Annotated in this window: 23 protein-coding genes; 7 read left to right on the top strand and 16 right to left on the bottom strand. The window is 32.2% G+C overall.

Annotated features, from left to right (window positions below):
- The first annotated feature begins 131 nt into the window (after positions 1–131).
- Positions 132–1,004: a succinate--CoA ligase subunit alpha gene (sucD, locus tag ACE94K_RS14370; RefSeq protein WP_378173568.1), complete on the top strand. Its 873-nt coding sequence runs from the start codon at positions 132–134 to the stop codon at positions 1,002–1,004.
- Between the two features lie 77 nt (positions 1,005–1,081).
- On the opposite strand, the gene ACE94K_RS14375 is transcribed toward sucD, so the two are convergent.
- Together ACE94K_RS14375 and ACE94K_RS14380 are read right to left on the bottom strand one after the other, a co-directional pair.
- Positions 1,082–1,879, bottom strand: coding sequence for a tol-pal system YbgF family protein (locus ACE94K_RS14375; protein WP_378173571.1), 798 nt, complete (start codon positions 1,877–1,879; stop codon positions 1,082–1,084).
- A complete protein-coding gene (locus tag ACE94K_RS14380) occupies positions 1,876–2,439 on the bottom strand; it encodes an RNA polymerase sigma factor (RefSeq protein WP_378173574.1) in 564 nt (187 codons plus the stop codon). Before ACE94K_RS14380 ends, ACE94K_RS14375 begins: the two co-directional genes overlap by 4 nt.
- Positions 2,440–2,551: 112 nt before the next feature.
- Between ACE94K_RS14380 and ACE94K_RS14385 the strand changes: the two genes are divergently transcribed.
- From ACE94K_RS14385 to ACE94K_RS14395, 3 genes are all read left to right on the top strand, one after another.
- Entirely contained in the window at positions 2,552–2,953 is a 402-nt protein-coding gene (locus ACE94K_RS14385) for a hypothetical protein (RefSeq protein WP_378173577.1), read from the top strand.
- Positions 2,954–3,075: 122 nt separating this feature from the next.
- A complete protein-coding gene (locus ACE94K_RS14390; protein ID WP_378173580.1) occupies positions 3,076–5,694 on the top strand; it encodes a CHAT domain-containing protein in 2,619 nt (872 codons plus the stop codon).
- Between the two features lie 168 nt (positions 5,695–5,862).
- A complete protein-coding gene (locus ACE94K_RS14395) occupies positions 5,863–6,033 on the top strand; it encodes a hypothetical protein (RefSeq protein ID WP_378173583.1) in 171 nt (56 codons plus the stop codon).
- A gap of 372 nt (positions 6,034–6,405) precedes the next feature.
- Here ACE94K_RS14395 and ACE94K_RS14400 read toward each other — a convergent pair whose 3' ends face one another.
- The 4 genes from ACE94K_RS14400 to ACE94K_RS14415 all read right to left on the bottom strand — a co-directional run bounded on the left by ACE94K_RS14400 (position 6,406) and on the right by ACE94K_RS14415 (position 12,490).
- Positions 6,406–8,100 (bottom strand): sodium:solute symporter, encoded by a 1,695-nt coding sequence (locus tag ACE94K_RS14400; RefSeq protein ID WP_378173586.1) that lies wholly within the window; start codon positions 8,098–8,100, stop codon positions 6,406–6,408.
- 176 nt (positions 8,101–8,276) lie between these two features.
- On the bottom strand, positions 8,277–10,775 hold the full coding sequence (locus tag ACE94K_RS14405; protein ID WP_378173589.1) for a PIG-L family deacetylase: 2,499 nt from the start codon (positions 10,773–10,775) through the stop codon (positions 8,277–8,279).
- Between the two features lie 79 nt (positions 10,776–10,854).
- Positions 10,855–12,165: a sodium:solute symporter gene (locus ACE94K_RS14410; RefSeq protein WP_378173592.1), complete on the bottom strand. Its 1,311-nt coding sequence runs from the start codon at positions 12,163–12,165 to the stop codon at positions 10,855–10,857.
- Positions 12,166–12,280: 115 nt separating this feature from the next.
- Positions 12,281–12,490 carry a hypothetical protein gene (locus ACE94K_RS14415; RefSeq protein WP_378173595.1) on the bottom strand — a complete coding sequence of 70 codons (210 nt, stop codon included), beginning with the start codon at positions 12,488–12,490 and terminating at the stop codon, positions 12,281–12,283.
- A 114-nt stretch (positions 12,491–12,604) separates the two neighbouring features.
- Here ACE94K_RS14415 and ACE94K_RS14420 point away from each other — a divergent pair, with 114 nt between their 5' ends.
- Positions 12,605–12,964 carry a hypothetical protein gene (locus tag ACE94K_RS14420; RefSeq protein ID WP_378173598.1) on the top strand — a complete coding sequence of 120 codons (360 nt, stop codon included), beginning with the start codon at positions 12,605–12,607 and terminating at the stop codon, positions 12,962–12,964.
- Between the two features lie 92 nt (positions 12,965–13,056).
- Here ACE94K_RS14420 and ACE94K_RS14425 read toward each other — a convergent pair whose 3' ends face one another.
- On the bottom strand, positions 13,057–15,228 hold the full coding sequence (locus tag ACE94K_RS14425) for a DNA mismatch repair protein MutS (RefSeq protein ID WP_378173601.1): 2,172 nt from the start codon (positions 15,226–15,228) through the stop codon (positions 13,057–13,059).
- 147 nt (positions 15,229–15,375) lie between these two features.
- Between ACE94K_RS14425 and ACE94K_RS14430 the strand changes: the two genes are divergently transcribed.
- Positions 15,376–16,041, top strand: coding sequence for a uracil-DNA glycosylase (locus ACE94K_RS14430; protein ID WP_378173604.1), 666 nt, complete (start codon positions 15,376–15,378; stop codon positions 16,039–16,041).
- Positions 16,042–16,053: 12 nt separating this feature from the next.
- Here ACE94K_RS14430 and ACE94K_RS14435 read toward each other — a convergent pair whose 3' ends face one another.
- From ACE94K_RS14435 to ACE94K_RS14455, 5 genes are all read right to left on the bottom strand, one after another.
- The gene (locus tag ACE94K_RS14435) at positions 16,054–16,233 is read right to left on the bottom strand and encodes a hypothetical protein (RefSeq protein WP_378173606.1); all 180 of its coding nucleotides are present in this window, start codon (positions 16,231–16,233) and stop codon (positions 16,054–16,056) included.
- Between the two features lie 266 nt (positions 16,234–16,499).
- Positions 16,500–17,066 (bottom strand): hypothetical protein, encoded by a 567-nt coding sequence (locus tag ACE94K_RS14440; protein WP_378173609.1) that lies wholly within the window; start codon positions 17,064–17,066, stop codon positions 16,500–16,502.
- A 123-nt stretch (positions 17,067–17,189) separates the two neighbouring features.
- A complete protein-coding gene (locus tag ACE94K_RS14445; protein WP_378173612.1) occupies positions 17,190–17,777 on the bottom strand; it encodes a hypothetical protein in 588 nt (195 codons plus the stop codon).
- A gap of 336 nt (positions 17,778–18,113) precedes the next feature.
- The gene (locus tag ACE94K_RS14450; protein ID WP_378173615.1) at positions 18,114–18,713 is read right to left on the bottom strand and encodes a hypothetical protein; all 600 of its coding nucleotides are present in this window, start codon (positions 18,711–18,713) and stop codon (positions 18,114–18,116) included.
- 47 nt (positions 18,714–18,760) lie between these two features.
- Positions 18,761–19,612 carry a substrate-binding domain-containing protein gene (locus tag ACE94K_RS14455; RefSeq protein WP_378173618.1) on the bottom strand — a complete coding sequence of 284 codons (852 nt, stop codon included), beginning with the start codon at positions 19,610–19,612 and terminating at the stop codon, positions 18,761–18,763.
- 156 nt (positions 19,613–19,768) lie between these two features.
- Here ACE94K_RS14455 and ACE94K_RS14460 point away from each other — a divergent pair, with 156 nt between their 5' ends.
- Entirely contained in the window at positions 19,769–19,915 is a 147-nt protein-coding gene (locus ACE94K_RS14460) for a hypothetical protein (RefSeq protein ID WP_378173621.1), read from the top strand.
- Between the two features lie 109 nt (positions 19,916–20,024).
- On the opposite strand, the gene ACE94K_RS14465 is transcribed toward ACE94K_RS14460, so the two are convergent.
- The 4 genes from ACE94K_RS14465 to ACE94K_RS14480 are packed head-to-tail and all read right to left on the bottom strand — an operon-like array spanning position 20,025 to position 23,166.
- Positions 20,025–20,903, bottom strand: coding sequence for a nucleoside phosphorylase (locus ACE94K_RS14465; protein ID WP_378173624.1), 879 nt, complete (start codon positions 20,901–20,903; stop codon positions 20,025–20,027).
- 1 nt (position 20,904) lies between these two features.
- Positions 20,905–21,846, bottom strand: coding sequence for a DUF1835 domain-containing protein (locus ACE94K_RS14470; RefSeq protein WP_378173627.1), 942 nt, complete (start codon positions 21,844–21,846; stop codon positions 20,905–20,907).
- Positions 21,847–21,879: 33 nt separating this feature from the next.
- Complete coding sequence (locus ACE94K_RS14475) at positions 21,880–22,209, bottom strand: translation initiation factor (RefSeq protein ID WP_378173630.1); 330 nt, start codon at positions 22,207–22,209, stop codon at positions 21,880–21,882.
- Between the two features lie 6 nt (positions 22,210–22,215).
- Positions 22,216–23,166: an isopenicillin N synthase family dioxygenase gene (locus ACE94K_RS14480; RefSeq protein WP_378173633.1), complete on the bottom strand. Its 951-nt coding sequence runs from the start codon at positions 23,164–23,166 to the stop codon at positions 22,216–22,218.
- Between the last annotated feature and the right edge of the window lie 145 nt (positions 23,167–23,311).

A 23,311-nucleotide genomic window follows, 5' to 3' on the forward strand; every position in this document is an offset into this window, starting at 1 on the left:
TTAAATGATCTTTCATAAATAGAAAAAGATTTAAAACTCGAAAAATGATTTTTTTTTGGTTTTTCATTTTAACTATCGTGTTCAAAAGCGTACTTTTGAAACTGCTTTAAAAAATAAAAAAATATAACCCAATGAGTGTTCTAGTAAATAAGGATTCAAAAATAATAGTTCAAGGTTTTACAGGTAGTGAAGGTACTTTTCACGCTGGTCAAATGATCGAGTATGGTACCAATGTTGTTGGTGGAGTAACTCCTGGTAAAGGAGGGCAAACACATCTTGATAAACCAGTTTTTAATACTGTAGAAGATGCAGTTAAAGAGGTTGGAGCTGATACCAGTATTATTTTTGTACCACCTGCATTTGCTGCAGATGCTATTATGGAAGCTGCCGATGCAGGAATTAAAGTAATTATTACTATTACCGAGGGTATTCCTGTGGCGGATATGATAACTGCTTCTAATTATATAAAAGATAAGGGATGTCGTTTGATTGGCCCTAACTGTCCGGGTGTTATCACTCCAGGTGAAGCAAAAGTAGGTATTATGCCAGGTTTTGTTTTCAAAAAAGGTAATGTAGGTATTGTTTCTAAATCAGGAACTTTAACATATGAAGCAGCTGATCAAGTTGTAAAACAAGGATTAGGTATTACTACTGCCATTGGTATTGGAGGAGATCCAATTATTGGAACTACTACAAAAGAAGCAGTAGAATTATTAATCAATGATCCGGATACAAGTTGTGTTGTGATGATTGGTGAAATCGGAGGACAATTGGAAGCTGACGCCGCTAGATGGATCAAAGAAAGCGGAACTTCTAAACCTGTAGTTGGATTTATTGCTGGAGAAACAGCACCTGCAGGACGTACTATGGGACACGCTGGAGCGATAGTTGGAGGTAGCGAAGATACTGCTGCTGCTAAAAAAGCAATTATGAGAGAGTGTGGAATTCACGTAGTGGATTCTCCCGCAGAAATAGGTAAAAAAGTAGCTGAAGTTTTAGGGTAATTAAGAAAATAGTATTCTAAAATTTATACAGAGTTTATTATAAAAATCCATTCGTTTTATGCGGATGGATTTTTTATTTATAACTTATCCAAAAGCTCTAAGGCTTCTTTGTGTTTATAACCATTTGGGTATTTGACCATTTCTGAAAGTAATTTCTTTGCTTTTTCTGTTTTATTTTGTTTTAGATAAAGTAAGCACTTATACCAAGTTCCTTTAGGAGCATCTATTAGGTTGCTATTAATTAGCTCATCAAAAGTTTTTTCTGCACTATCAAATTGATTCAATTCCATTTGAGAAATTCCGGTATATAAATAAACGATCGCTCTGTTTTTTGTATTACCATCTATACCATTGATTAAAATATCCAAAACTTCATCATATTCTTTGGTTTCAAATAATTTTTGTGCTTCGATGAGTGATTTTTGTTCACTACTTCCTCGATCTACTAAAGAAGGTAATTCCGATACATCTAAATAACTTACATATAATTCTTCGGGAGTAGCTTTAAAAGGAGAAAAAATGGTGAAACCGATAAGAACCAAAATAACTGCTATACCTGTATATAAAAGCCAGGATTGGCTTCCTCTGTTTTGTTTTAACTGGTACTCATGATTTACGGCACTAATTGTATCTGTTAATACCTTAGTAGATTCACTCTTAAGCAATGCTTCGTATTCTTTTACTTCCTGTAATTCATGATTCGTACTAATACTCCATTCACTTTCATTTAGGTTTAGAAGTAATTGTTTTTCGAAGTTTACCTTTTCTCGAAAATCATTATCGTTTTCCATTTTAAGCAAAACTTCGCTTCTTTCTTTTTTCGAAAGAGTATCCTTAAGAAAATTTTGAATCAGCATGTCTTCTTCTATACTCATAATTTTTTTAGTGAATTATAGCGTTGATCTTCTTTAATCGTCTTGGATAATTTTGTTTTACATTTAAAAACACGTTGCCTTGCAACAGTTTCAGAACTATATCCCATTTTATTAACAATGTCGGCATATGAGCTATTGTTAAAAAACATAGTCAATATTTTTTTACAGTTTTCTGAGATCAAATCAAGTTTTTCTGTAAATAATTCCCATCTCTTTTGCTCTAAAATAGTTAATGCAGTATCGCGCTCTGCAGGTACTAGTTCAATAACATCACTATTTGTTACCCTATTTTTTGAAGTATTTAATTGTCTGCGCCATAAATTTTTACAAGCAGTAAATAGATAGGCTTCAAAACTTGTATTGATTTCAAATCTTTCTTTTCTATATCGAACGGTAATTTGAATTAATGCTTTCTGAAAAATATCTTCTGCATCCTGCTGGGTGCCCTTATTTTGTAAAAGAAACTTTCTCACTCTGGGAAAAACTTCTGTATAAATTTTCATGATTCCTTTAGAATCATTGCTCAATAAACTGGTAAGATATTGTTCATTTTTAATCATTAAAATATTGTGATTCCATAGTTAAACAAAATATCTATCTTCGCCTGGGTAACAAAATGAACTTTTTGGTAACTAATAGGGTGAAAATATTATAATTTAAAAAAGTAAGATAATGATTAGACAATTTTTTTTGAATAAAGTTACAATTATTTGTGCAATGATTTTTATCGTTGGTTGTACCTCTGATCCGGTTGCAAACGATATTACTATTGAAGAAACAATTGAAGGAAAATGGAGACCTTATATAGACGAGGAAGGAAGAATGGAAGTTTTAATCATTTATGTAGCAGGGACTCCCGAAAGTGTAAAAAATCAAGTACGAGTGCATTACAGAGGTTTGTTGTTAATTTCCGATATGGTACAATGCGAGGATGAAGATACAGAAACATGGACTGTGGAAGCAGCTAGAATGCCAGCGCCTCTTGTTGGTAGCACATCTGATGAGCCTTTACGAGAAGTAATAAAACAGGTGATCTTTAATAAAAACTGTGATAATTATAATGGCGGGAATTAGTGAACTTGTACAAATTTCAATTATCCGTTCTTTTTATACTTTTTTGTACTGGTGCGCACTCTCAGGATCTTTATGAATACTATGAATCTTTGTGGGATCACGAGGATATTGAGATTTCCGTTATGGAAAAAAAAGTTGACAGTATTATTGCTTTATATGAAAGTAATAGAGAAGAGTTAGAGGCGATTAATATTGCCGGCGATTTTTCAAAGAAACTTTATAGAATACAGTCATACGAAAGAGCAATTGATTACACAGAATATGAAATATCTTTATATAGAAAGTTGGATGTAAAGAATAATGAGTATGCAAAAGCCCTATATAAACTAGGGTTTTTGTATTTTAGAATTAAAAATTTTGAAGAATCTTTAAGATGTTATCGAGAAGTAATAGCACTTAATGTAGATGATTATTCCACAGCTAGAGCGCATTGTGAATTAGGAAAGTACTACAGTTTGACTGGGGATTTTTTTAGATCTGATGAATATTATGTTCACGGAATTTCTATACTCGAGGCAATTGGGAATAAAAATGTGCTACTTATTAAGTACCTGAACCACGCTTTAATTTTGCTCGAAATGAGTACTCCTGATAGTTTAGATAGATTAAAAGAATTATTAGATAAAATCGATCAGCTCTTTAATCAGCTGCCAACGTATTCAACAATAGATTATAGAATCTTTAATAATTATTATGCAAATTTTTATACTAAAGCAGAAAGATATGATTTTGATAAGGCTAAGTATTATTGCAATAGAAATTTAGATCAAGCAATAAAGGACGATGATTCTACTTTTATACATACTTCATATACTACATTGGGTCTTCTTTATATAGATCATAAATTACAAGAAAAAGACAGTATTCTCTTTTTCTTAAAAAATGGACTAAAATATGCTAGAGAACCACAAGAGAAGTCAGTTGTCTATCATCAATTTAGTCACTTTTTTTTAGAACATAATCAGTATGATAAAGCATTAGATAATATACAGAAATCTCTTAGTGAGAGTGCTAATGTAGGTGAAAATATTGAAGTGTTACCAAAGCTTAATGACTTAAAAATCTCTGATAACCAACATAATATTTTATTGGCTTTAATTCAGAAATCTACTATCCTTATAAAGTTGTATGAAGAGAAGAATAATAAAAAACACTTAGAGCTTGCATTGTCCAACTTGCTATCAGCAGATACGTTAGTAGATATTTTGATTGGTATCAGTAAAGAAGATGGATCTAGGTTATATTGGAGAGAAAAAGCTTCAGAAATTTATCTAAAAGGAATATTAATTTGCGAAGTGCTTAAAGAAAGTGAAAAAGCTTTTTATTTCTCAGAAAAAAAGAAAGCACTTCTTTTAACGGAGGATATTCTTGAGAATATTGATAAGTCAGAGTTACCTGAAACAATATTGGCATTAGAAAATGATTTAAAAAAACAGATTTTAGACCTTGAAAATCAAATATTAACTAATAAAAATAACGATAACATTGTATTATTAGAAAATGCACGATTTGATTTAAAACAAAAATACCAGAAGCAAGAAGATTCTTTAAAAATACTATTTCCGGCATATTATAAAGATCAAAATACCACCGACATTGTAGATCTAAAGGAGGTTCAAGAAAACATGGATCAAGACGATATCGTAATATCATATATCACGAATAAGGATGAGTATTATGATTCTTTTAGTGTAGTATATGCTACGTTTATTTCTAAAACACAAACAGAGATCATTAGAATTGGTGAGCTAAGTGAATTAGAAAAGCTTGTTAAAATATATAGAAACTATTTGTCTAAGCCATTTGAGACAGAACAGGATCGATTAGTTTTTCAGAAAACAGCATTAGAACTATATGGTTTATTAGTGCCCAAAGACAAAATCGTTATGTCTCTAGATCAGAAACATTTGGTAATTATTCCGGATGGCATCTTACAATATATTCCCTTTGAGTCCTTAATAATAGATAAAGATACAAGTAGATACCTCGTTGAAGATAATGAAATAAGTTACGCGTATTCTATGTCGTTTCTACACCACAATGCTACTGTAAATAGAATGCCTTCTAGAGACATAGTAACATTTGCCCCTATAAATTTTGATCACGATGATCTTGAAGATATTAGTAATAGTAGCGAAGAGATAGCAGGTATCACTAAAAATATAGTAGGAGATAGGTATGATAATAAAGAGGCTTCCAAACAAAATTTTTTATCTAAAACCTCTGATTATAAGATAATTCATCTGGCCACACATGCCAATTTTTCTGATAATCTTCAGATCGCATTTTACGATACTAATCTAGAGTATCATGAGCTGTATACCTCCAGAAATCAGGCAGAATTAGTGGTGCTAAGCGCTTGTAATACATCCTTAGGAGAAATAGCCGAAGGTGAAGGTGTAATGAGTTTGGCAAGAGGTTTTTTCTACGCGGGAGCTAACACAGTAGTCTCTTCTCTTTGGAATGCCAATGATAAATCTACTGCCCAAATTATGGAGAGTTTCTATCATAATTTAGAAGAAGGTCAGACCAAATCCAAAGCATTACACAATGCAAAAATTAACTACTTAAAATCTGCTTCCTTATCAGATGCTTCTCCTCATTACTGGGCAACTTTCATATTAATTGGTGATGCTGAAACCAAACTATTTTCATCAAATATATTCCTATACGGAATTCTTTTTTCTCTTATTTTAGTGCTAATACTTAGTGCTTTAGTATTTTTTCTTAAAAAAAGATAATTTTTTTGGGTAACAAAATAATGATTGTTGTAACAGAACAGCATAATTAGAAAAAGTTACTCGTGTTTCTTTCCTGATTATTTAATCTATATTCTTTCGCGAAGAATTGGACACATACTGTGAGTGTCTACAAATGGTCACAGAGTTTTAATTTTTAAAATATAAATTATGTTAGAAAACATTTCAAACTTAGGAAAATCATTAAACAAAAACGAACAGAAATTAGTTAATGGAGGATTGAAAATAGTCTTTGATATCTGTGGACTTAATTATATATGTTCCCCAGGATATCATTGCGCTAATCAGTATGCCGGAGACTTAACTTGTATTGCAGATTAAGCATTTACTTCAGCTTAAATTTCTATAATTCTAGTTATAAACAGAGAGTGCCTTTAAGTGTTCTTGGTTTAGTTATTAATAATTAAAATAGATTAATCATGTTAAAGAATATTTCAAACTTAGGAAAAGAGCTAAATAAGACTCAACAGAAGTTAATAAAAGGAGGTAAACTTGATCAAGATATTTGTCTTCCTACTTGTGGATATATGACCTGTTTAAATAATCACGGGAGGTGTACTCATGTCACGTTTGATGAATGGCAAGAATGTAGTTGGAATGATATTATAAACTGTAATAATTAAGATAGAATAAAGAAATAAAAGGGGAAGCTTCTGAATAAAAGCTTCCCTTTTTTATTGATAGTTCAGTTCATTACGCTTCAACTTCAATTTCGCTCGTCGGTATAAATAATTCTAATATAATTGCTAAAAATATTACCGTTCCACAACCAAGAGCGTTCAACCAAAGAAATGGCATCCAATCTTGCCACCAAACGTATACGATAAATACCTGAGTAATTAGAGCAGCTACAAATACTGCATTACTTTTTACAAATTTGATAAAAAAGGCTAACAAGAATATCCCCAGCACGTTACCGTAAAAAATAGAACCGATGATATTTACCAACTGTATGAGATTGTCAAATAAATCTGCAAAACATGCAACGAGAATCGCCAGTAGTCCCCAAAGCAATGTAAAAAGTTTGGAAGCAGTCACAAAGTGTTGATCACTTTTTTCTTTAGTTATATTTCGTTTGTATAAATCAATTGCCGTAGTAGAGGCTAATGCATTTAATTCTGAAGCAGTTGACGACATGGCTGCTGATAATATTACTGCCAACAATAACCCGATAAGTCCTCTGGGGAGATTATTAAGTATAAAATGAATAAAGACATAATCCTTATCATTGGTCTCTACAATTGGATCAGACATTGTTATTAATTCTTTAGCCATCTCTCTTGTTTTCTTCTCAGAATCATTTAAAGCGATTATTTCATTTTTAATTTTTAATTTTTGTTGACTTTCTGTCGCTTTCAAATAATTTTGGATATAGGATTCTTTAGAATTCTGTATTTCTTTTAATTTATCTTCTAGTTCTTCATACTCAAGAGTGTATTTAGAATTTTCGATCGCTATCGTTGCTGCCGGATTAAAATTTAATGGAGCAGAATTAAATTGATAGAATACAAACACCATAACTCCCACCAAAAGGATAAAGAATTGCATAGGTATTTTTAATAAACCATTAAATAATAATCCTAATTGACTTTCTTTTACAGATTTACCGGATAAGTATCTTTGTACTTGGCTTTGATCGGTTCCAAAATAAGAAAGCATTAGAAATGTTCCTCCAATGATTCCTGTCCAAACAGTATATCTATTACTAAGGTCAAAAGAAAAATCCAACACTTCCATCTTGCCGCTAGCTCCAGCAATTTCTAGCGCTTTTGTAAAGGTTACATCTTCTGGTAAATAACTTATAATCAAGAAAAAGGCAATAAACATTCCGGTAAAAATAATAGCCATCTGTTGTTTTTGCGTAACGCTAACAGCTTTGGTTCCTCCAGAAACTGTATAAATGATCACTAATATTCCGATGATAATATTTAAAGAGGTTAGATCCCAACCTAAAACAGCAGACAATATAATTGCCGGGGCAAAAATGGTTATTCCGGCGCCTAATCCTCGTTGAATCAAGAAGAAAAATGCGGTAACCGTACGAGTTTTTAAATCAAATCTACTTTCTAGGTATTCATAAGCTGTGTATACTTTTAATTTATGATAGAGAGGAATAAAAACGATACAGATAATAATCATGGCAATAGGCAACCCAAAATAAAACTGAACAAACCCCATTCCGCTATGAAATGCTTGTCCGGGAGTAGATAGAAAGGTAATTGCTGATGCTTGTGTAGCCATTACAGACAGACCAATTGTCCACCATTTTGCTTCATTACCGCCGCGAATATAATCTTGTACATTTTTGCTGCCACGAGTTTTCCAAACTCCATATAATACAATAAATAATAAAGTTCCGGTGAGTACAATCCAATCTATAAGTTGCATATGTTAGTTGTCTATTGTGAATGAAGTTGGTTTAGAAAGTTCCGGCATATAAAATCTTATGAAAAAGTATTTGTAATCCAATAGAAAAAGAGCAAGTACAGTATATTTGCTATTAAGACTAAGCTATAAAGTTTTTTCCAGGCAATTTTGGTTTTAGGGTTTTCCATTAAAGTCGTTTATTTTCCTAAAGATAACATATTTGCAAATAAACGATACGCTCCTGAGACGCCTGCAGGAAATTCTCTGAAAAAGCTCAAACCTGTATATATGTAATATCCTTCTCCATATTTAGCAACCAATAAACCTCCTTTTTTCTCAGGTTCTTTTTTGTCATTGGATGCTAATATCGGCACGTATTCTTTTGACCATTCATTTGGAAAATATAATCCGCGCTCCTGCACCCATCCATCAAAATCTTTATTTGTGATTTTATTCGGTGTGTTAAGTACGGGATGATCATTAGCTAGAAGAGTAACGGGAGCATTTTCATCGGTTACTCGGTCTCTAGAGAGCTTCAACGGATATGGCCCTAGATTATCTTCCACTTTCAGTCTCCTGTTAGTATTGTATTGAACAATCAGGTTTCCACCATTATTAACGTAATCGAGCAGATGTTTTTGTTTAAATTTTAACGCTTCTACAGTATTATAGGCTCGGATACCGACTACAATGGCATCAAAAGACTGTAGTGTATTCTTAGAAATTGTTTCCGGATCGATCATTGTAACTTCATAACCTATTTGGCGTAAGCTTTCCGGTACTGCATCACCAGCACCTTGTATGTATCCAATATTTTGTCCTTTCTTTTTTATATCTAATCGAACAACTTTTGTTTCAGAAGGAAAAATTACGGTCTGAAAAGGAATATGATCATAATCAATATTTATAACTTCATCAGAATATGTTTTACCTTTAATATTTATTTCTGGCGAAATGTAGCCTTCACTTTGGGTTTGCGGAGCGGTAAGTGTAAATAAAACGATTTTTTCTTCTCCTTTTGCAGCTAAGCTAAAATCAATATTTTCTGGGGTAACCTGCCAACCTTTGGGATGTTTAAGTGCAATGGTCCCTTTCAAGTTAGGTTCTCCTGCTTTAAGAATAACGGGAATCTCTTTTGATGGTCCATTAGCATAAATAATAACTTTGTCTTCTATACTCGCTGAGATCGCAGGGATAATTTCAAAAGGTTTGTATACTTCTCCTTTTACCGGATCATTGGTTTTGTAAATTACGTCTTTTATAAAAGGAATAAGTATTCCCTTGATCTCTATATTAAAAATTGCCTCAGTTTGGTGTTTGGTTTCTGGTGTTCCTATTAATAATTGATCAGATACATTATACATACCTAAAGTACCTTTCTTATTCAACCAATAGGGTGATGTATATTTAGCCTCTGGAGCTATTTTTCCTTTTAGCTCATAATTTTTACCATTATTTATCTCCAGTGTTATTGATGCATTTTCAGCAATTCCGATAGCAGGAATTTCTATGGATTGTAAACGAATGGGTATATTACTTCTGTTAATTGCCTCAATTTGTACGGTAAGACCATTATTTTTTGTACTGTAAGGCTCACTCGCCGCTGCTTCAAGATATAAACCACTGGCGGCAGCAATGATATCTTTTATTTCTTTGGACTTTACAGTTTTCCAATGTTTGTTTTCGAGTTGTTGTATTAATTGATACGCTTTTACCAACTGACTTACAGAGGCGGCAGGATTTCTAAAATCAAAGCTTTTTTCAACCTCGTATAAGATATCACCTATCGCTTTTCCACCTTTAATTCGATTCCAAGAAGTATCAATGCCGTCAAAGATATTGGTTTTGTCTTTTGGTAAATCCCCTTTTATTAATTCAATATATTCAGTTTGAGTCCCTCTTGTTCCAGTGCTTCCAAAGCCTTGAGACTTATGCTGACTTCGGCTTAGTGAGGCAATTTCTGTATTAGAAAGTCCTAATCCTGGATAATATACACCTGTATCAAATTCTAAAAACTTAGACTTGTCAGCTTTCTCGAATTTTTCTCTACTTCCGTAGAACCACCAGGAGGTGTTAAAAAATAATCTTTTTGGTTGCCAGGTATCTACATATTTAAGTTGATCCGGGTATACATTTTTATCAGATACCATATCAAAAGCTTCAACACTTAACATGGCAGAAGAGGTATGATGACCATGTGTGCTTCCTGGTGTTCTGTGATTAAATCTATTGATAATAACGTCAGGTTGAAATTTTCTAATGGCCCAAACCACATCGCTCAAAACTTCTTTTTTATCCCAGATTGCCAAAGTTTCATCAGGATGTTTAGAATATCCAAAATCATTGGCACGGGTAAACATTTGTTCTCCACCATCGGTATCACGCGCGGCTAATAATTCCTGAGTTCTTATTACACCAAGTAACTCTCTTATTTCCGGACCAATTAAGTTTTGACCGCCATCCCCTCTGGTAAGAGACAAATAAGCTGTTCTAGCTTTTATTTCGTTAGACATATACGAAATAAGCCTGGTGTTTTCATCATCCGGATGCGCTGCAACATATAAAACAGAACCTAAAAAATTCAGCTTTTTAATCGCTTCATGAATTTCTACAGAATTAAGTTTTTTAGGTTGCTGTGCTTCTGTGAGCTGTATAGATAACAGGCTAAAAGTAATGATAACAACTAGTTTTCGCATATTATAATATTGATCCGATTAGGAGTGTTTCGTCAAATATAAAAAGATAAAATTCTGAGTATTTAGGTTTAAGGATACTTTAACAGGCCTGTTTGGATCTAAATATGAGTCCGGTCAGTGAACCCACAAGTACAGTAATTGCGATGGTTGGTTTTGGGCCAAATGCTGCAATACCTAAAAGTAAACCAATAACACCACCCAAAGCACTAGCAATGAAACGACCACTGTTTTTTCTTTCTCTGATAACATAGATCATTGCTACAGAAAGAGTCATCCGTAGTGCCGCTCCAATAATGGTGATATCTACCACATTTTTCCAAAATAATGCTGTAATAAAAGCAAGTATGACCGTGAAAATGGTCGCATAGCGCAGTGATTTGACTTTATTGTTTTTTTCTGATGTATAAATTAGGTGAGAAGATACTGCAAAAATAGAGGTATCTGCCGTACTCATTAATCCTGCAAAGAAAAGAACAAGTAATAAAGGCATCCAAGATTCGTTAACCAAATTCTGCATAGCGAAAACAAATACAGTATCGGGATCTAAAGTAGTATTTAATTGATAAACATATAGTCCAATAATTAGTAGTAGAAAGGCAATAACTAGTACTGGTATAATCGCAAGACTCATTCCAGTTTTTAAAGATTTTATATCTTTTGCTGCATAACAAAGTTGATATCTATCAGCTAAACCAAAAACGGACAAACCTCCATAAAGAATTAGTCCAACGACACTGCCTATTTGGACAGTTTCTGTAGTGGAAACTGCTAAAACATTGTCAAGGTCTTTTAGGTCTACCATTCCATATATTAGAATACATAAGAAGCTCAGGATGATAATAGCCTGAATGATATCAGTGATTATTACAGCTTTATAACCCGAAAATAAAACATATATCAATACTACTGAAGTTGTGATAAGCAAGGCAATTTCATAAGTGAATAAACCAAAAAAAGTGATCACTTTAGCGCCACCCGCTAAAGAGAGAAGAATCCAAAAGAATTGGACAATAATAGTTATTACATTGGTAAGCAACCCGGTGGTTCTATTAGCCGTAATATACGCAGGTAAATCACCCTGTGTATAAAAATTACCTTGCATTGATAAACGTTTAATTCGTGGTGCCGCCCAGAATGCAAATAAAAGATAACCAATTACGGATCCAATAGACATAGCAAAAAGCCCCCATCCAAATTTATAGGCATATCCGGTATATGTGATTAAGGTACTTACACCAATGGCACCCGCAAACTTTGAAAAAAGAATAGTCCATCCACTTCGGTTTCTACCACCAATTAAAAAGTCCTCTGTACTAGAGGATTTAGAGATATAAATAGATAATCCAATGATTAAAATAACATAGGTAACCAGGTAGAGGTAAATTTGCATACAAATTTTGATTTTTGGTTTTCAAAAATAACCAAAAGCTTTTACAAAAAAATTCCGTGCTAATTGTTTAATTGTTTAAAAGAGGAATAGGACAAATAGATCCAACCACAATGCTTCATTTCTTTTTAAAGTCTACAATGTCCTTAATTTCTACTTCCATATAATCTGCAATTTTTTGAAGTCTTTCAAAATCTTTTGCTAGGTCTTTTCTTTTTACAATATAATCTCCGGCTTGTGGACTGATCCCTAAAATTTTTGAGATTCCATACACTGTTTTTTTTCCCTTACTTTTTTTAAGTAGTGTTTTTAATTTCTTGTTAACCATAACATAATGGTGTTTTATGAAATAAATATACAAATATTTTTTTAATAAAAATTTATTTGTATAATCAAAAAATAATTGTATATTCGAATCATACAAATCAATACCGCTAAAAAAATGAGACTCTTATTAGTAATTACAATATTTTGCGTTACTCTGGGGAATGCGAATTCTTTATCGAATTGTCCGATAAATGAGAAAGACAAAAACAGAAAAGAAGACAAGAAAGAGGTTACCAATAACTCTTTAACCTCAAGAAATTTTCATTCCATAGGGAAATGGAAGATGACAGTAGAATATACTAATGGAGACATTATTTCTAAAACCATTGAAATTAACGATGATAAATCTTCTAGTGCTATGGAACTAGCTTTTTTAGAAGCAGAAAAATATATGAAGACACTAAAAAAAGTAAAAAGCTATAATGTATCTCCTGTATCTGGAAATTCTTTTGTTTTACTAGCAGGAGGAAAGTAGTAATCACTTGAACTTTACCTACAAAAAGAAGGCCGCTTATCAATCGATTAGCGGCCTTTTATCTTTAATAGTGTAAATAGTTGACTTGTATTCTATTTTTTTCGTTCTACAAATTCCAGCTGATCTACAGCCACATTGGTAGTAAAGATGCCATAGTTGACTACAGCTTTTCCTTTTTCTAACGTATCAATGGTTCCAATTGATTTACCATCAATCATTCGTACTCTATCACCAACCTTTAAAATGATTTTTGGTTTGCCTTTTTCAATTTTTTCTTCTTTCTTTTTTAATTCCTTTTTCTTTTCTCGGATAACTTCTACTTTTTTCTCTACTTCTTTAACAATTTTTTCTTCCTTCGCTTTTTCAGCTTTTCTCTGTTTCACGGTTTGCTTCTTTCTCTTAGAATTCTCTACCTGTACGATTTTAATAAATTCATCAATAAGCTCTCTTTTCTTTTTATTATGGAAATACTTCTCGCTTATTTCATTTATTTTTTGACCCAAATAGATCATTCGCTGATTGCTGTCGTAGAGCTCTTGATAGCTTTCTAATTTTGATTGTAAGCGTTGATTTATTTTATCCAATCGTTCTTTTTCTTCTTCGGTTTTTTGTTCTTTCGTTTTAAGAGAAGACGTAGTTTTCTGGAGTTTCGATCTTTCTTTTTGTAGGTTAGCTATACTTTTGTCAAATCTAATTTTGCCTCGTTCAACTTTTTTCTTTGCTTTGTTGATCAGGCTATAAGGGATTCCATTTTTTTGAGCAACTTCAAAAGTAAATGAGCTTCCTGCTTCACCTAGAAATAGTTTGAATAAGGGTTCTAGAGTTTTAGCATCAAAAAGCATATTAGCATTGGTCATGTTTGGTAATTCGTTTGCTAACATTTTTAGGTTGGCGTAATGTGTGGTAATTATTCCAAAAGATTCACGTTCATAAAACACTTCCAAAAATGCCTCGGCCAATGCCCCACCTAGTTCGGGATCACTACCAGTACCAAATTCATCAATTAAGAATAAAGTCTTATCATTACATTTCCTCAGAAAGTAATTCATGTTTTTTAATCGGTAGCTATAGGTGCTTAAGTGGTTTTCTATAGATTGGTTGTCACCAATATCAGTAAGTACTGTATTGAATATACACATTCTACTATACTCGTGCACAGGGATTAACATTCCGCTTTGGAGCATAATTTGAAGCAGTCCTACAGTTTTAAGCGTTATACTTTTTCCTCCTGCATTAGGACCAGATATAACAATAATTCGATTGCTGGTATCCAAAGAAATGGTCTGTGGATACGTTTTTTCTCCTTTTTCCTGATTGTTTAAGTAGAGGAGTGGGTGATATGCATCTTTTATGGTAAGTTCTCTATCTTCAGTTATTTTAGGAAGCACTCCATTTAGTTTGTTAGCATATTTTGATTTAGCAGACACGATATCCATTTCACTCAGATATTCCTGATATTTTCCTAACAATTCTGAAAACGGTCTAAGTTTGTTAGTAAGATCTTTAAGGATTTTAACGATTTCTTCTCGTTCCTCATATTGTAGGTTGCTTAAGGTTCTGCTAAATTGCAAGGTAGCTTCTGGTTCAATATAAACAATGCTCCCAGTTTTTGAATTTCCCATGATTGCACCTTTTACTTTACGCCGATACATGGATCTAACTGCTAGAACCCTTCTATTGTCTACAACACTTTCTTTGATTTCGTCAAGATATCCAAGACTGTTATATCGGTTTAAATCCCTTCCGAAGCTACCATTAAGTTTTCCTTGTATTTCATTAATATCCTTTCTAAGAGAATTTAGAGTAGGAGAGGCATTGTCTTTAATTTCTCCAAATTTGTCAACTACGATTTCAATAAGGTTAATGATTTCTTTGGTAAAAGGGACTTCAGTTGAAGTTTGATATAAAACAGGGTAGAATTCATTAAATTTTCTAAAAAAACTAAGCAGTTCATTTACCGTAACGCTAATAGAGATAATCTTTTTAAGATTCCAAGTTTCTAAAAACGTATTTTCTATTCCTAACAACTGTAGCTCTTTATCAATACTGTCAAACCCGTGATTTGGTATTCTAGAATCATTTAGATATGACGATTTATATTCAAAAACTTGTTGTAAAGAAATGTGTAAGTCTTCATTTGTACTTAACGGAATGATTTTTAAAGCTTTTAACTTTCCGTGTTCAGTATTACATAAGTCAGCTATGTGATCAAGTACTGTGTTAAATTCAAGGTCTTTTAGTGTTTTTTCGGAAATACGGATCATGCTGTTGTCCTATATTATTAGGAAGTATTCTTTTTTTTGTTGATTTCTTTAGTATAAAACTCAGTCTTGATTTATTTGTTTGACAAGTTTTCATGCTAATTTTACGCAAAAGCAAATGTAAACAATTGGATATTTTTTTATACTAATATGAATGTAAATATTGAGAAAAGCTGGAAAGAGCAATTAGAGGATGAGTTTGAAAAACAATATTTTAAGGAGTTGGTTAACTTTGTCAAAGCTGAATATCAAACTCATACTTGTTTTCCGAAAGGTACAGAAATCTTTGCTGCATTCGATTGTTGCAGTTTTGATGATGTAAAAGTGGTAATTATTGGTCAGGATCCTTATCACGGTATAGGACAGGCAAATGGCTTATGTTTTTCTGTAAACGATGGAGTCGCAATGCCACCTTCTTTAATTAACATTTTTAAAGAAATAGAGGCGGATGTCAATGTTCCTTTTCCTTCTAACGGAAATTTACAAAGATGGGCAAATCAAGGAGTGTTATTGCTTAATGCAACATTAACGGTTAGAGCGCATCAGGCAGGATCACATCAAGGTAAAGGTTGGGAAAAGTTTACCGATGCCGTGATCAAAGCAGTTTCTAATAATAAAAAAGATGTTGTGTTTTTATTGTGGGGTGGTTTTGCCAAGAAAAAAGGTGCTAAAATTGACAGTCTAAAACATCATATTTTAAACAGCGGTCACCCATCTCCTTTGAGTGCTAACAGAGGGTATTGGTTTGGAAACAAGCATTTTAGTAAAACAAATAAATACCTTATTGAAAATAATCAGTTGCCAATCCAATGGTAAGAGTTCCGAAAATTAAGCAGCTTTCGGAATTCCGGCAGTTTTAGCCTTCCCGATTTCGTTATCAGAATTGACTGACTGAACCTTGTTTACTTTAGTATTTCTTTTATCAGTATCCACCGATTGTATACTAAATTTTAAAAGAATAAAATTAAATGCTATAAGCCCTCCAAGAATTAGTAGAAATGTAATCATAATTGATTTGTTAGTTAATTATTAGATGTTTGTACCCTTAAAAGGTTGCGTACACTTTCATAATTAGTTTATTGGGGTAGGCTTGGCAAATGTACAAAAAAAAAATGAAGCTTTACTTATGAAAAACCTGTAAGATTTATGATTTAGTTATATCATAAATATTCTTATTGTAAATTATATGTTCTGATAAAAAAATATTAAAAAAATGATAATTTCCCATGTCAACCATTAAGTATCTAATGATTTAATATTCTAAAACTCTACTTCTAGAATCTGTAGCCTAAGGATAAATTGGGATGAACTAATATATCAGGACTATTTTTATCAATGATATTATAGGCAATAGCAATCCCAAAATCAATAAAAACCCCATTTTTTAAAATTCTTTTATCTCCTATGCCAATTCCTAAAGCGATATCTGTAAAATCAATATCTTGAGCCGTTTGATTATTATTTACAAAGCTAGTTTGTGTCCCAGAGGATATCATAGCAAGTCCTTGAACATAAAATCTTCTAGCAAACCTTTTTCCTACGTAATATTTGATATTGGGCATAATAGAAAAATTTGTTCTACTCGTAATATCAATATCTCTATTATCTATAGTGTTCTGGTTATCATATGCTTTAAAAAAGTTAATTCCAATGCTAATATCTTTCTTTAGGACTCTATCATAATTTATACTAAAACCTTCAGTGATTAGAAATGGATGGAGGTTTATACTGATATCATTTTTTTGTGTATCTCTTTTGTATAGATTGGATTCGTCTTCTTGAGAAAGACCAGATTTTACACAAAAAATCAATATTGCTATCAGGAGTAAATTTTTTTTCATTTTTTAAGTGATCTGTGTTAAATAAAAGAAATTATACAGGTTATAACCAAAATAAGGGTATAACCTGTATAACGGTTTTATTATTCATTGGTGAGATAGTATAAATTTGATAAAATCTAAATACTAAAATCGATATCCCAAATATAAATTTGGTCTTATAATGATTTCAGGACTTTTATTATTGAATAGATTTCGTCCAATACCAAATCCTATATCTATAAAAAAGCCATTTCTGGTCACAAATTTACCTCCGACAGAAAAACCTAAAGCAAAATCTGTATATTCTTCTTCTACATCTCCGGCACTTATTAATACGCCTTGATCATCAAAAACTCTTACGTAGTTTTCGTGCTCACCCGAAGATAACATTCCAAATGCTTCTACATAGAATCCTCTGGCAACTCTGCTTCCAAAAAAATATTTGAATCTTGTTGTAAATGCTATTTCTTTATCGAACACTTCATCAGTGTCAAAATCGTTGTCATTATTGTCATTATCTGCAAGCCTATAGAAAAAGTCAAATCCTAAACTACTGTTTTCATTGAGTACTCTTTCATAAACAAGATCAAGTGCTCCAAAGGCGATAATATTGAAAGGATTTATACTAAGTTCATTTTTGTTAATGTCTCTCGGAGGGAGGTTTGACGAATCCTGTGCAAGGGATATCTGAATTGTAAATAATACCGTAATTGTAATTAAGAACGTTTTCATTTTTATCATTTTTTTATTATTCAATTTTTAACTTTGGGCTTAATAGTGCTGAATTGATAAAAGACTACGTCAATTATCGTTTACGCTATTCTGATTTCTAAAACAAACTCATAAAAAAATACCCTACCGTGGTATCAAATAATTTTATATAAGGGTTTATTTTTAATCATAATTGTATCTTAAGTATAATTCCTAATTTATTTTGGAATTACATATTGCTGTAAACAATGATCTGTAATTAGAACAAGAAGTATATAAAGGTGGACTATTGTAAACTAAGACACCATCCGTACAATCGATTATTTTATTAGTATAAAAAAAGGTCTAAATGAGTTTTTAAAATCGGTATCCCAGGTATAGATTAGGTCTTAAAACAACTTCGGGGCTTTTATTATTGAATAGATTTCGTCCGATACCAAATCCAATATCTAAAAAGAAACCGTTTCTGGTTACAAATTTACCTCCCACTGAAAATCCTAAGGCAAAATCTGTATATTCTTCTTCTACGTCACCAGCACTAATTAGAAGACCCTGATCATCAAAAATCTCTATGTAATTGTCGTGCTCCCCTGAGGATAACATTCCAAAAGCTTCTACATAAAATCCTCTGGCAATCCTGCTTCCAAAAAAGTATTTGAATCTTGTGGTAAATGCTATTTCTTTATCAAATATTCCATCTGTATCGATGATATCATAATCATCATTGTTATCATCTACATCAGCAAGACGATAGAAAAAATCAAATCCTAAACTGCTATTTTCGTTAAGAACTCTTTCATAACCAATATCAAGCGCGCCAAATGCAATGATATTAAAAGGGTTAATACTTATATCATTTTTGTTCACATCTCTAGGAGGTAGATCTGATTGATCTTGTGCAAAAGAAATTTGAAATGAGAATAGGATGATAATCACAAGTAATGTTCTTTTTGTCATAATAAAGTTGTTTACTACTTAAGACGTAATTAATTTAAAATGGTTGCTTACAATTCAAAAATTAAATCCTTTGGGTCAACTATCGTGTTAATAATATTCAAACTAAACAATTGTTCTTGAACTTTGTGCAAGGTTTCATTATTGATGATGGATTGACTCCATTCTGTCATTTGTAACCATTCTTTTATATCTTCTAATTTTTGCTCGTATCTAAGAGAAAGCGTCTTATCAATACTTGGTATTTGCTTAAAATCATAAGTTGTTTTATTAATTGTATGTAAAATTTTTCGTACTTGTTCTTTTTTTGTTTCTAAAATCTCTTCCCTTACGGCTATCACAAAACAAGGCCAAGGAGTAGGGCAATCTGCTACTCTACGAAAGGTTTTGTTGTCTACCAATGGCTTTGTAGTAAAATGTTCCCACATAAAATAATCTGCATTACCTTCTGTTAAAGCATTTATAGCACCATCAAGATTTTTTACAACTTCAAATTCTAAGGAGTCAGTATCCCATTTATTATTTTGCGCATTTACATAGGCCATCAAATGAGATCCTGATCCATATCTACTTATTGCTGCCTTTGTGCCTTTTAGGTCATTGAGGTTTTTATAAGCAGAATGATAGCCAACGTGAATCCCCCATATTAAAGGAGATTGAATATAGGTTTGTACTATTTTAGTTGGATTACCATCAATAATATCTTTTACGATTCCTTCGGTTAAAATAATAGCGATATCTATATCTTTATTTCTTAAGGCTTCACACATTGCTCCAGTTCCTCCTGGAAAGTCAGTCCATGCTAACTGTATGTTGTTTTCTAGATATGCACCTTCTTCAATAGTAAGATGCCAAGGAAGATTAAAGTGTTCTGGAACACCTCCAATTTTTATAGTATCCATGATTCTAAAATATGAAATATGTTAAAAATGTGTATTTCATCGAATTTATTTGTTTTTTATCGTTTAATTCAAAATAATAGTAATATATTTGAAATATAAATCTGATAATTACGATTACATTCGAAGTAATTAAAACCAAATAAAACAATATTTGTTATGAAAAAGAATTTTTTAAGAAATAAAAGTGCTCAGGTTAAGGTAGCTAAATTAAAAAGCAATACATTAGAAAATGGAATTGTGATTTTTATCGCCTTACTATTAGCGACTAATTTTTTAATAAGTTTAAAGATATTGTTTGGATAATTATTTCTATTTACTATTGAAAAAGTATTGGACGTTTTAGCGTCCATTTTTTTGTTATTAATTGGTTAGAAAAGTCAATTTATATTTCTAAGGTGGGTATTTTTTAAGTTTAATTCTTGTAGCTCACAATTTTATCTAAAGTATACTTAATAAGTCGATCAACAGCTTTTTTTGGATTTTCACTAAACTGTCCCGTTGCTCTGTTAGCAATCATAGCGTTCATTGATACTGCACGATGACCTAAAAGTTTAGCCATACCGTAGATGCCGGAGGTTTCCATTTCCAAATTCGTTATCTTCTTGTCTGCATAGCTAAAAGAAGCTAATTTGTTGTTTAATTCTAAATCAGAAGTTTTTAACCTTAATACTCTTCCTTGAGGTCCGTAAAAACCAACATTGGTGAGTGTAAATCCCTTGATTGTTTTGTCACTTTGCATATGTCTACCTAATTTCTTATCAAAAGAAACTACGTAAGGTGTTGATTTGTCTTTGTCCCAATCCAAATGTTTCATTAAAGGTTCAGAAATCTGGGGAAATTGTATATCCTTGCTGTCATAAAAATGAAGCAGGCTATCAAATCCTATGGCAAGCTCAGAAACAATAAAACTATCGATTGGTATCTCTGGTTGTAATGCTCCCGAGGTACCAACACGAATAATATTTAGAGTAGTATGATCTTTTTTAACTTCTCTTGTTTCCAGATCTACGTTTACCAATGCATCCAATTCATTGAAAACAATATCAATATTGTCTGTACCAATACCAGTAGATAACACTGTGATCCTTTTTCCTTGAAAGGTGCCAGTCTGGGTATGAAATTCTCTTTTATTAACTTTATATTCTACAGTATCAAAATATTTAGTAATACGATCTACGCGATCGGGATCACCTACTAGTATTACCGTCTTTGCAAGATGTTCTGGTCTTAGATTTAAATGATAAATACTCTTATCTTGATTTAGGATCAATTCAGATGCTGCTATTGGCATATTATAATTTTAGTAGGTTATGTGTCTCATTATTATAGAGATAATCATACTTTTTAACCCCTCCATAATTCCAATCCAACTTTTGTGTGTTATAAAAATTCTTTTTTTGTTGTAATGCTAATTTTCCTCTTTCTGATAATAGGAGTTGATCTTTAGTTTGATCAAAAAATTGGAAAAGCCTGGCTAATACTCGTTTCATCTGCATATCACCGTAGCCGTAGAATCCTTGATACTCCAGGGCGTATCCCATTAATTGCTTTATATTCTTGATCTGATAGGTGTTGATCATTTCCAAAATATTATGTTCTAAGATATTTAATCCTGTAAGCATATTTGGAAATCTTTGTAAATGAGCTCTTAAGCAAATAGATAGATAATCAAAAGATGATTGTTTTTTTATTTGTCCGGCTATTTTCTTTGGGTTTGACTCGCAATATAAAGTCCAGATATGAGCAGCCAGTTCTAAATCATTAATATCTAGTTTAATTTTATTATCAAAGTGATTTTTTAATTGAGCATCTGATAACTCTGCAAGTCCAAGATATTTTTTGACACCTTCGACCCGACCACTACAAACTAAATAAATAGGAATATCATTATTTATTCCTTTGCGAAGCAATAAACTGATTGCGGCTATCATATTGATATGACAAAAAAGATCATACTCAAACCAAAGTATAATTTCATCATACTTTTGCGGTGTGTCTAATTTACCTAATTGGCTTACAAACTTCTTATCATAATCTTCATAAGAAATTCTATAATATTTTTTCAGAAATGCTTTTCGTTTTACTAATGCTTCTTCTGTTTCGATTTTTATGTCTGTTGGACCTTCACAAAGCATTTCACGCCAAACCAAAAATTCTCCATCAGCAAGATGCATTTGTTTTAAACGATCAGTTAAACTATCGCCGTTGGTAATATGTAATATGCTAGCCCCCAATTATATCAATATTAGATTGTCCTACAATATGATTCATCCACCAACCCGCTTTACTTTAAAGCCTTTGGCCTTTAGGATCTCCATGATTTTATCACGATAATCACCCTGTATAATGATGCGTTCATCTTTAAAACTACCGCCAACACTTAATTTCGTTTTAATTTCTTTGGCAAGTTTCTTAAAATCTTCATCAGCTCCGGTATATCCTTCTAAAATCGTTATTGGTTTTCCTTTTCTTTTCTCATATTTACAGATGATAGGATCCTCTTGCATCCAAATCTCATCTTTTTTTTCAGGATCTACTTCTTCTTCAGTGGATTCGTGATCCGGAAATAAGTTTTTCAATTGATCTCTTAAATCCATTTCTGTTTATTTCTTAATCAGTCCAATTTCAACTAATCGTTGATGTAAAAACTCTCCGGCCGTGATATCTTCATACTGTTTTGGATTATCTTCTGTAATACATTCTTCCAAACAATTTAATTTCATATCACTTCTTGGGTGCATAAAAAATGGAATGGAATATCTTGGTTTACTCCATTGTTCCTTTGGAGGATTAACTACTCGGTGTATTGTAGAACGTAATTTGTTATTGGTATGACGCTCTAACATATCTCCTACGTTAATGACCAATTCATCTTCTTGTGGTATCGCATCAATCCATGCTCCATCTTTCCGTTGTACTTGAAGTCCACCTGTAGAAGCTCCCATTAATAAAGTAATCAAGTTAATGTCTCCGTGTGCACCGGCGCGAACAGCTCCTTTTGGTTCCTCAGTAATTGGTGGATAGTGGATAGGACGCAAAATGCTATTGCCATTGCTAGCCCAATGATCAAAATAATGCTCATCTAAACCAATATAGATAGCTAGAGCTCTTAATACATATATTCCTGTTTTTTCGAGCATTCTGTAGGCTTCCATACCCGTAGAATTAAAATCTTTTAATTCCTCAACAATTACATTTGGTGGATATTCTTCAATCAGATTAGCATCTTCAGAAGGTTCTTGTCCAAAATGCCAAAACTCTTTTAAGTCTCCTTCTTTTTTTCCTTTAGCGTGTTCTTTTCCAAAAGAGATATATCCTCTTTGTCCTCCCAATCCTTCAATTTCATATTTCTGCTTATCGTCAAGTGGTAATGCAAAAAACGCTTTTACTTCTTTATATAATTCTTCTACTAAGTCATCACTAAGAAAGTGATTTTTTAATGCTACAAAACCTATTTCTTCATAGGCTTTCCCAATTTCATCTACGAATTTTTGTTTGCGAGATGGATCGTCGGATAAAAAATCCGCAAGATCAACACTTGGTATATTATTCATGGTTATTCAATTTTCTTAAACTAAAATAGCTGTATTTCATTAAAAACACATCATCAGCAATGTGTTTTTTTTTAAATCAGCAGCATAACTGTCAAATTAATTATTTTTCAAGATTAAATCTCTACTCTTTAGTAAATTTAATTAA

Origin of the sequence: Aquimarina besae (assembly GCF_042434905.1) — a bacterium.
Classification (GTDB): domain Bacteria; phylum Bacteroidota; class Bacteroidia; order Flavobacteriales; family Flavobacteriaceae; genus Aquimarina.

Coding starts and splice junctions, on each gene's coding strand:
- ACE94K_RS14400 (WP_378173586.1), bottom strand. CDS start 8,100: ATGCAACTTATAGATTGGATTGTACTCACCGGAACTTTATTATTTATT.
- ACE94K_RS14375 (WP_378173571.1), bottom strand. CDS start 1,879: ATGAGTATAGAAGAAGACATGCTGATTCAAAATTTTCTTAAGGATACT.
- ACE94K_RS14460 (WP_378173621.1), top strand. CDS start 19,769: ATGAAAAAGAATTTTTTAAGAAATAAAAGTGCTCAGGTTAAGGTAGCT.
- ACE94K_RS14465 (WP_378173624.1), bottom strand. CDS start 20,903: ATGCCAATAGCAGCATCTGAATTGATCCTAAATCAAGATAAGAGTATT.
- ACE94K_RS14405 (WP_378173589.1), bottom strand. CDS start 10,775: ATGCGAAAACTAGTTGTTATCATTACTTTTAGCCTGTTATCTATACAG.
- ACE94K_RS14435 (WP_378173606.1), bottom strand. CDS start 16,233: ATGATTACATTTCTACTAATTCTTGGAGGGCTTATAGCATTTAATTTT.
- ACE94K_RS14410 (WP_378173592.1), bottom strand. CDS start 12,165: ATGCAAATTTACCTCTACCTGGTTACCTATGTTATTTTAATCATTGGA.
- ACE94K_RS14420 (WP_378173598.1), top strand. CDS start 12,605: ATGAGACTCTTATTAGTAATTACAATATTTTGCGTTACTCTGGGGAAT.
- ACE94K_RS14415 (WP_378173595.1), bottom strand. CDS start 12,490: ATGGTTAACAAGAAATTAAAAACACTACTTAAAAAAAGTAAGGGAAAA.
- ACE94K_RS14430 (WP_378173604.1), top strand. CDS start 15,376: ATGAATGTAAATATTGAGAAAAGCTGGAAAGAGCAATTAGAGGATGAG.
- ACE94K_RS14450 (WP_378173615.1), bottom strand. CDS start 18,713: ATGACAAAAAGAACATTACTTGTGATTATCATCCTATTCTCATTTCAA.
- ACE94K_RS14385 (WP_378173577.1), top strand. CDS start 2,552: ATGATTAGACAATTTTTTTTGAATAAAGTTACAATTATTTGTGCAATG.
- ACE94K_RS14390 (WP_378173580.1), top strand. CDS start 3,076: ATGGAAAAAAAAGTTGACAGTATTATTGCTTTATATGAAAGTAATAGA.
- ACE94K_RS14380 (WP_378173574.1), bottom strand. CDS start 2,439: ATGATTAAAAATGAACAATATCTTACCAGTTTATTGAGCAATGATTCT.
- ACE94K_RS14455 (WP_378173618.1), bottom strand. CDS start 19,612: ATGGATACTATAAAAATTGGAGGTGTTCCAGAACACTTTAATCTTCCT.
- ACE94K_RS14425 (WP_378173601.1), bottom strand. CDS start 15,228: ATGATCCGTATTTCCGAAAAAACACTAAAAGACCTTGAATTTAACACA.
- sucD (WP_378173568.1), top strand. CDS start 132: ATGAGTGTTCTAGTAAATAAGGATTCAAAAATAATAGTTCAAGGTTTT.
- ACE94K_RS14480 (WP_378173633.1), bottom strand. CDS start 23,166: ATGAATAATATACCAAGTGTTGATCTTGCGGATTTTTTATCCGACGAT.
- ACE94K_RS14445 (WP_378173612.1), bottom strand. CDS start 17,777: ATGAAAACGTTCTTAATTACAATTACGGTATTATTTACAATTCAGATA.
- ACE94K_RS14475 (WP_378173630.1), bottom strand. CDS start 22,209: ATGGATTTAAGAGATCAATTGAAAAACTTATTTCCGGATCACGAATCC.
- ACE94K_RS14395 (WP_378173583.1), top strand. CDS start 5,863: ATGTTAGAAAACATTTCAAACTTAGGAAAATCATTAAACAAAAACGAA.
- ACE94K_RS14440 (WP_378173609.1), bottom strand. CDS start 17,066: ATGAAAAAAAATTTACTCCTGATAGCAATATTGATTTTTTGTGTAAAA.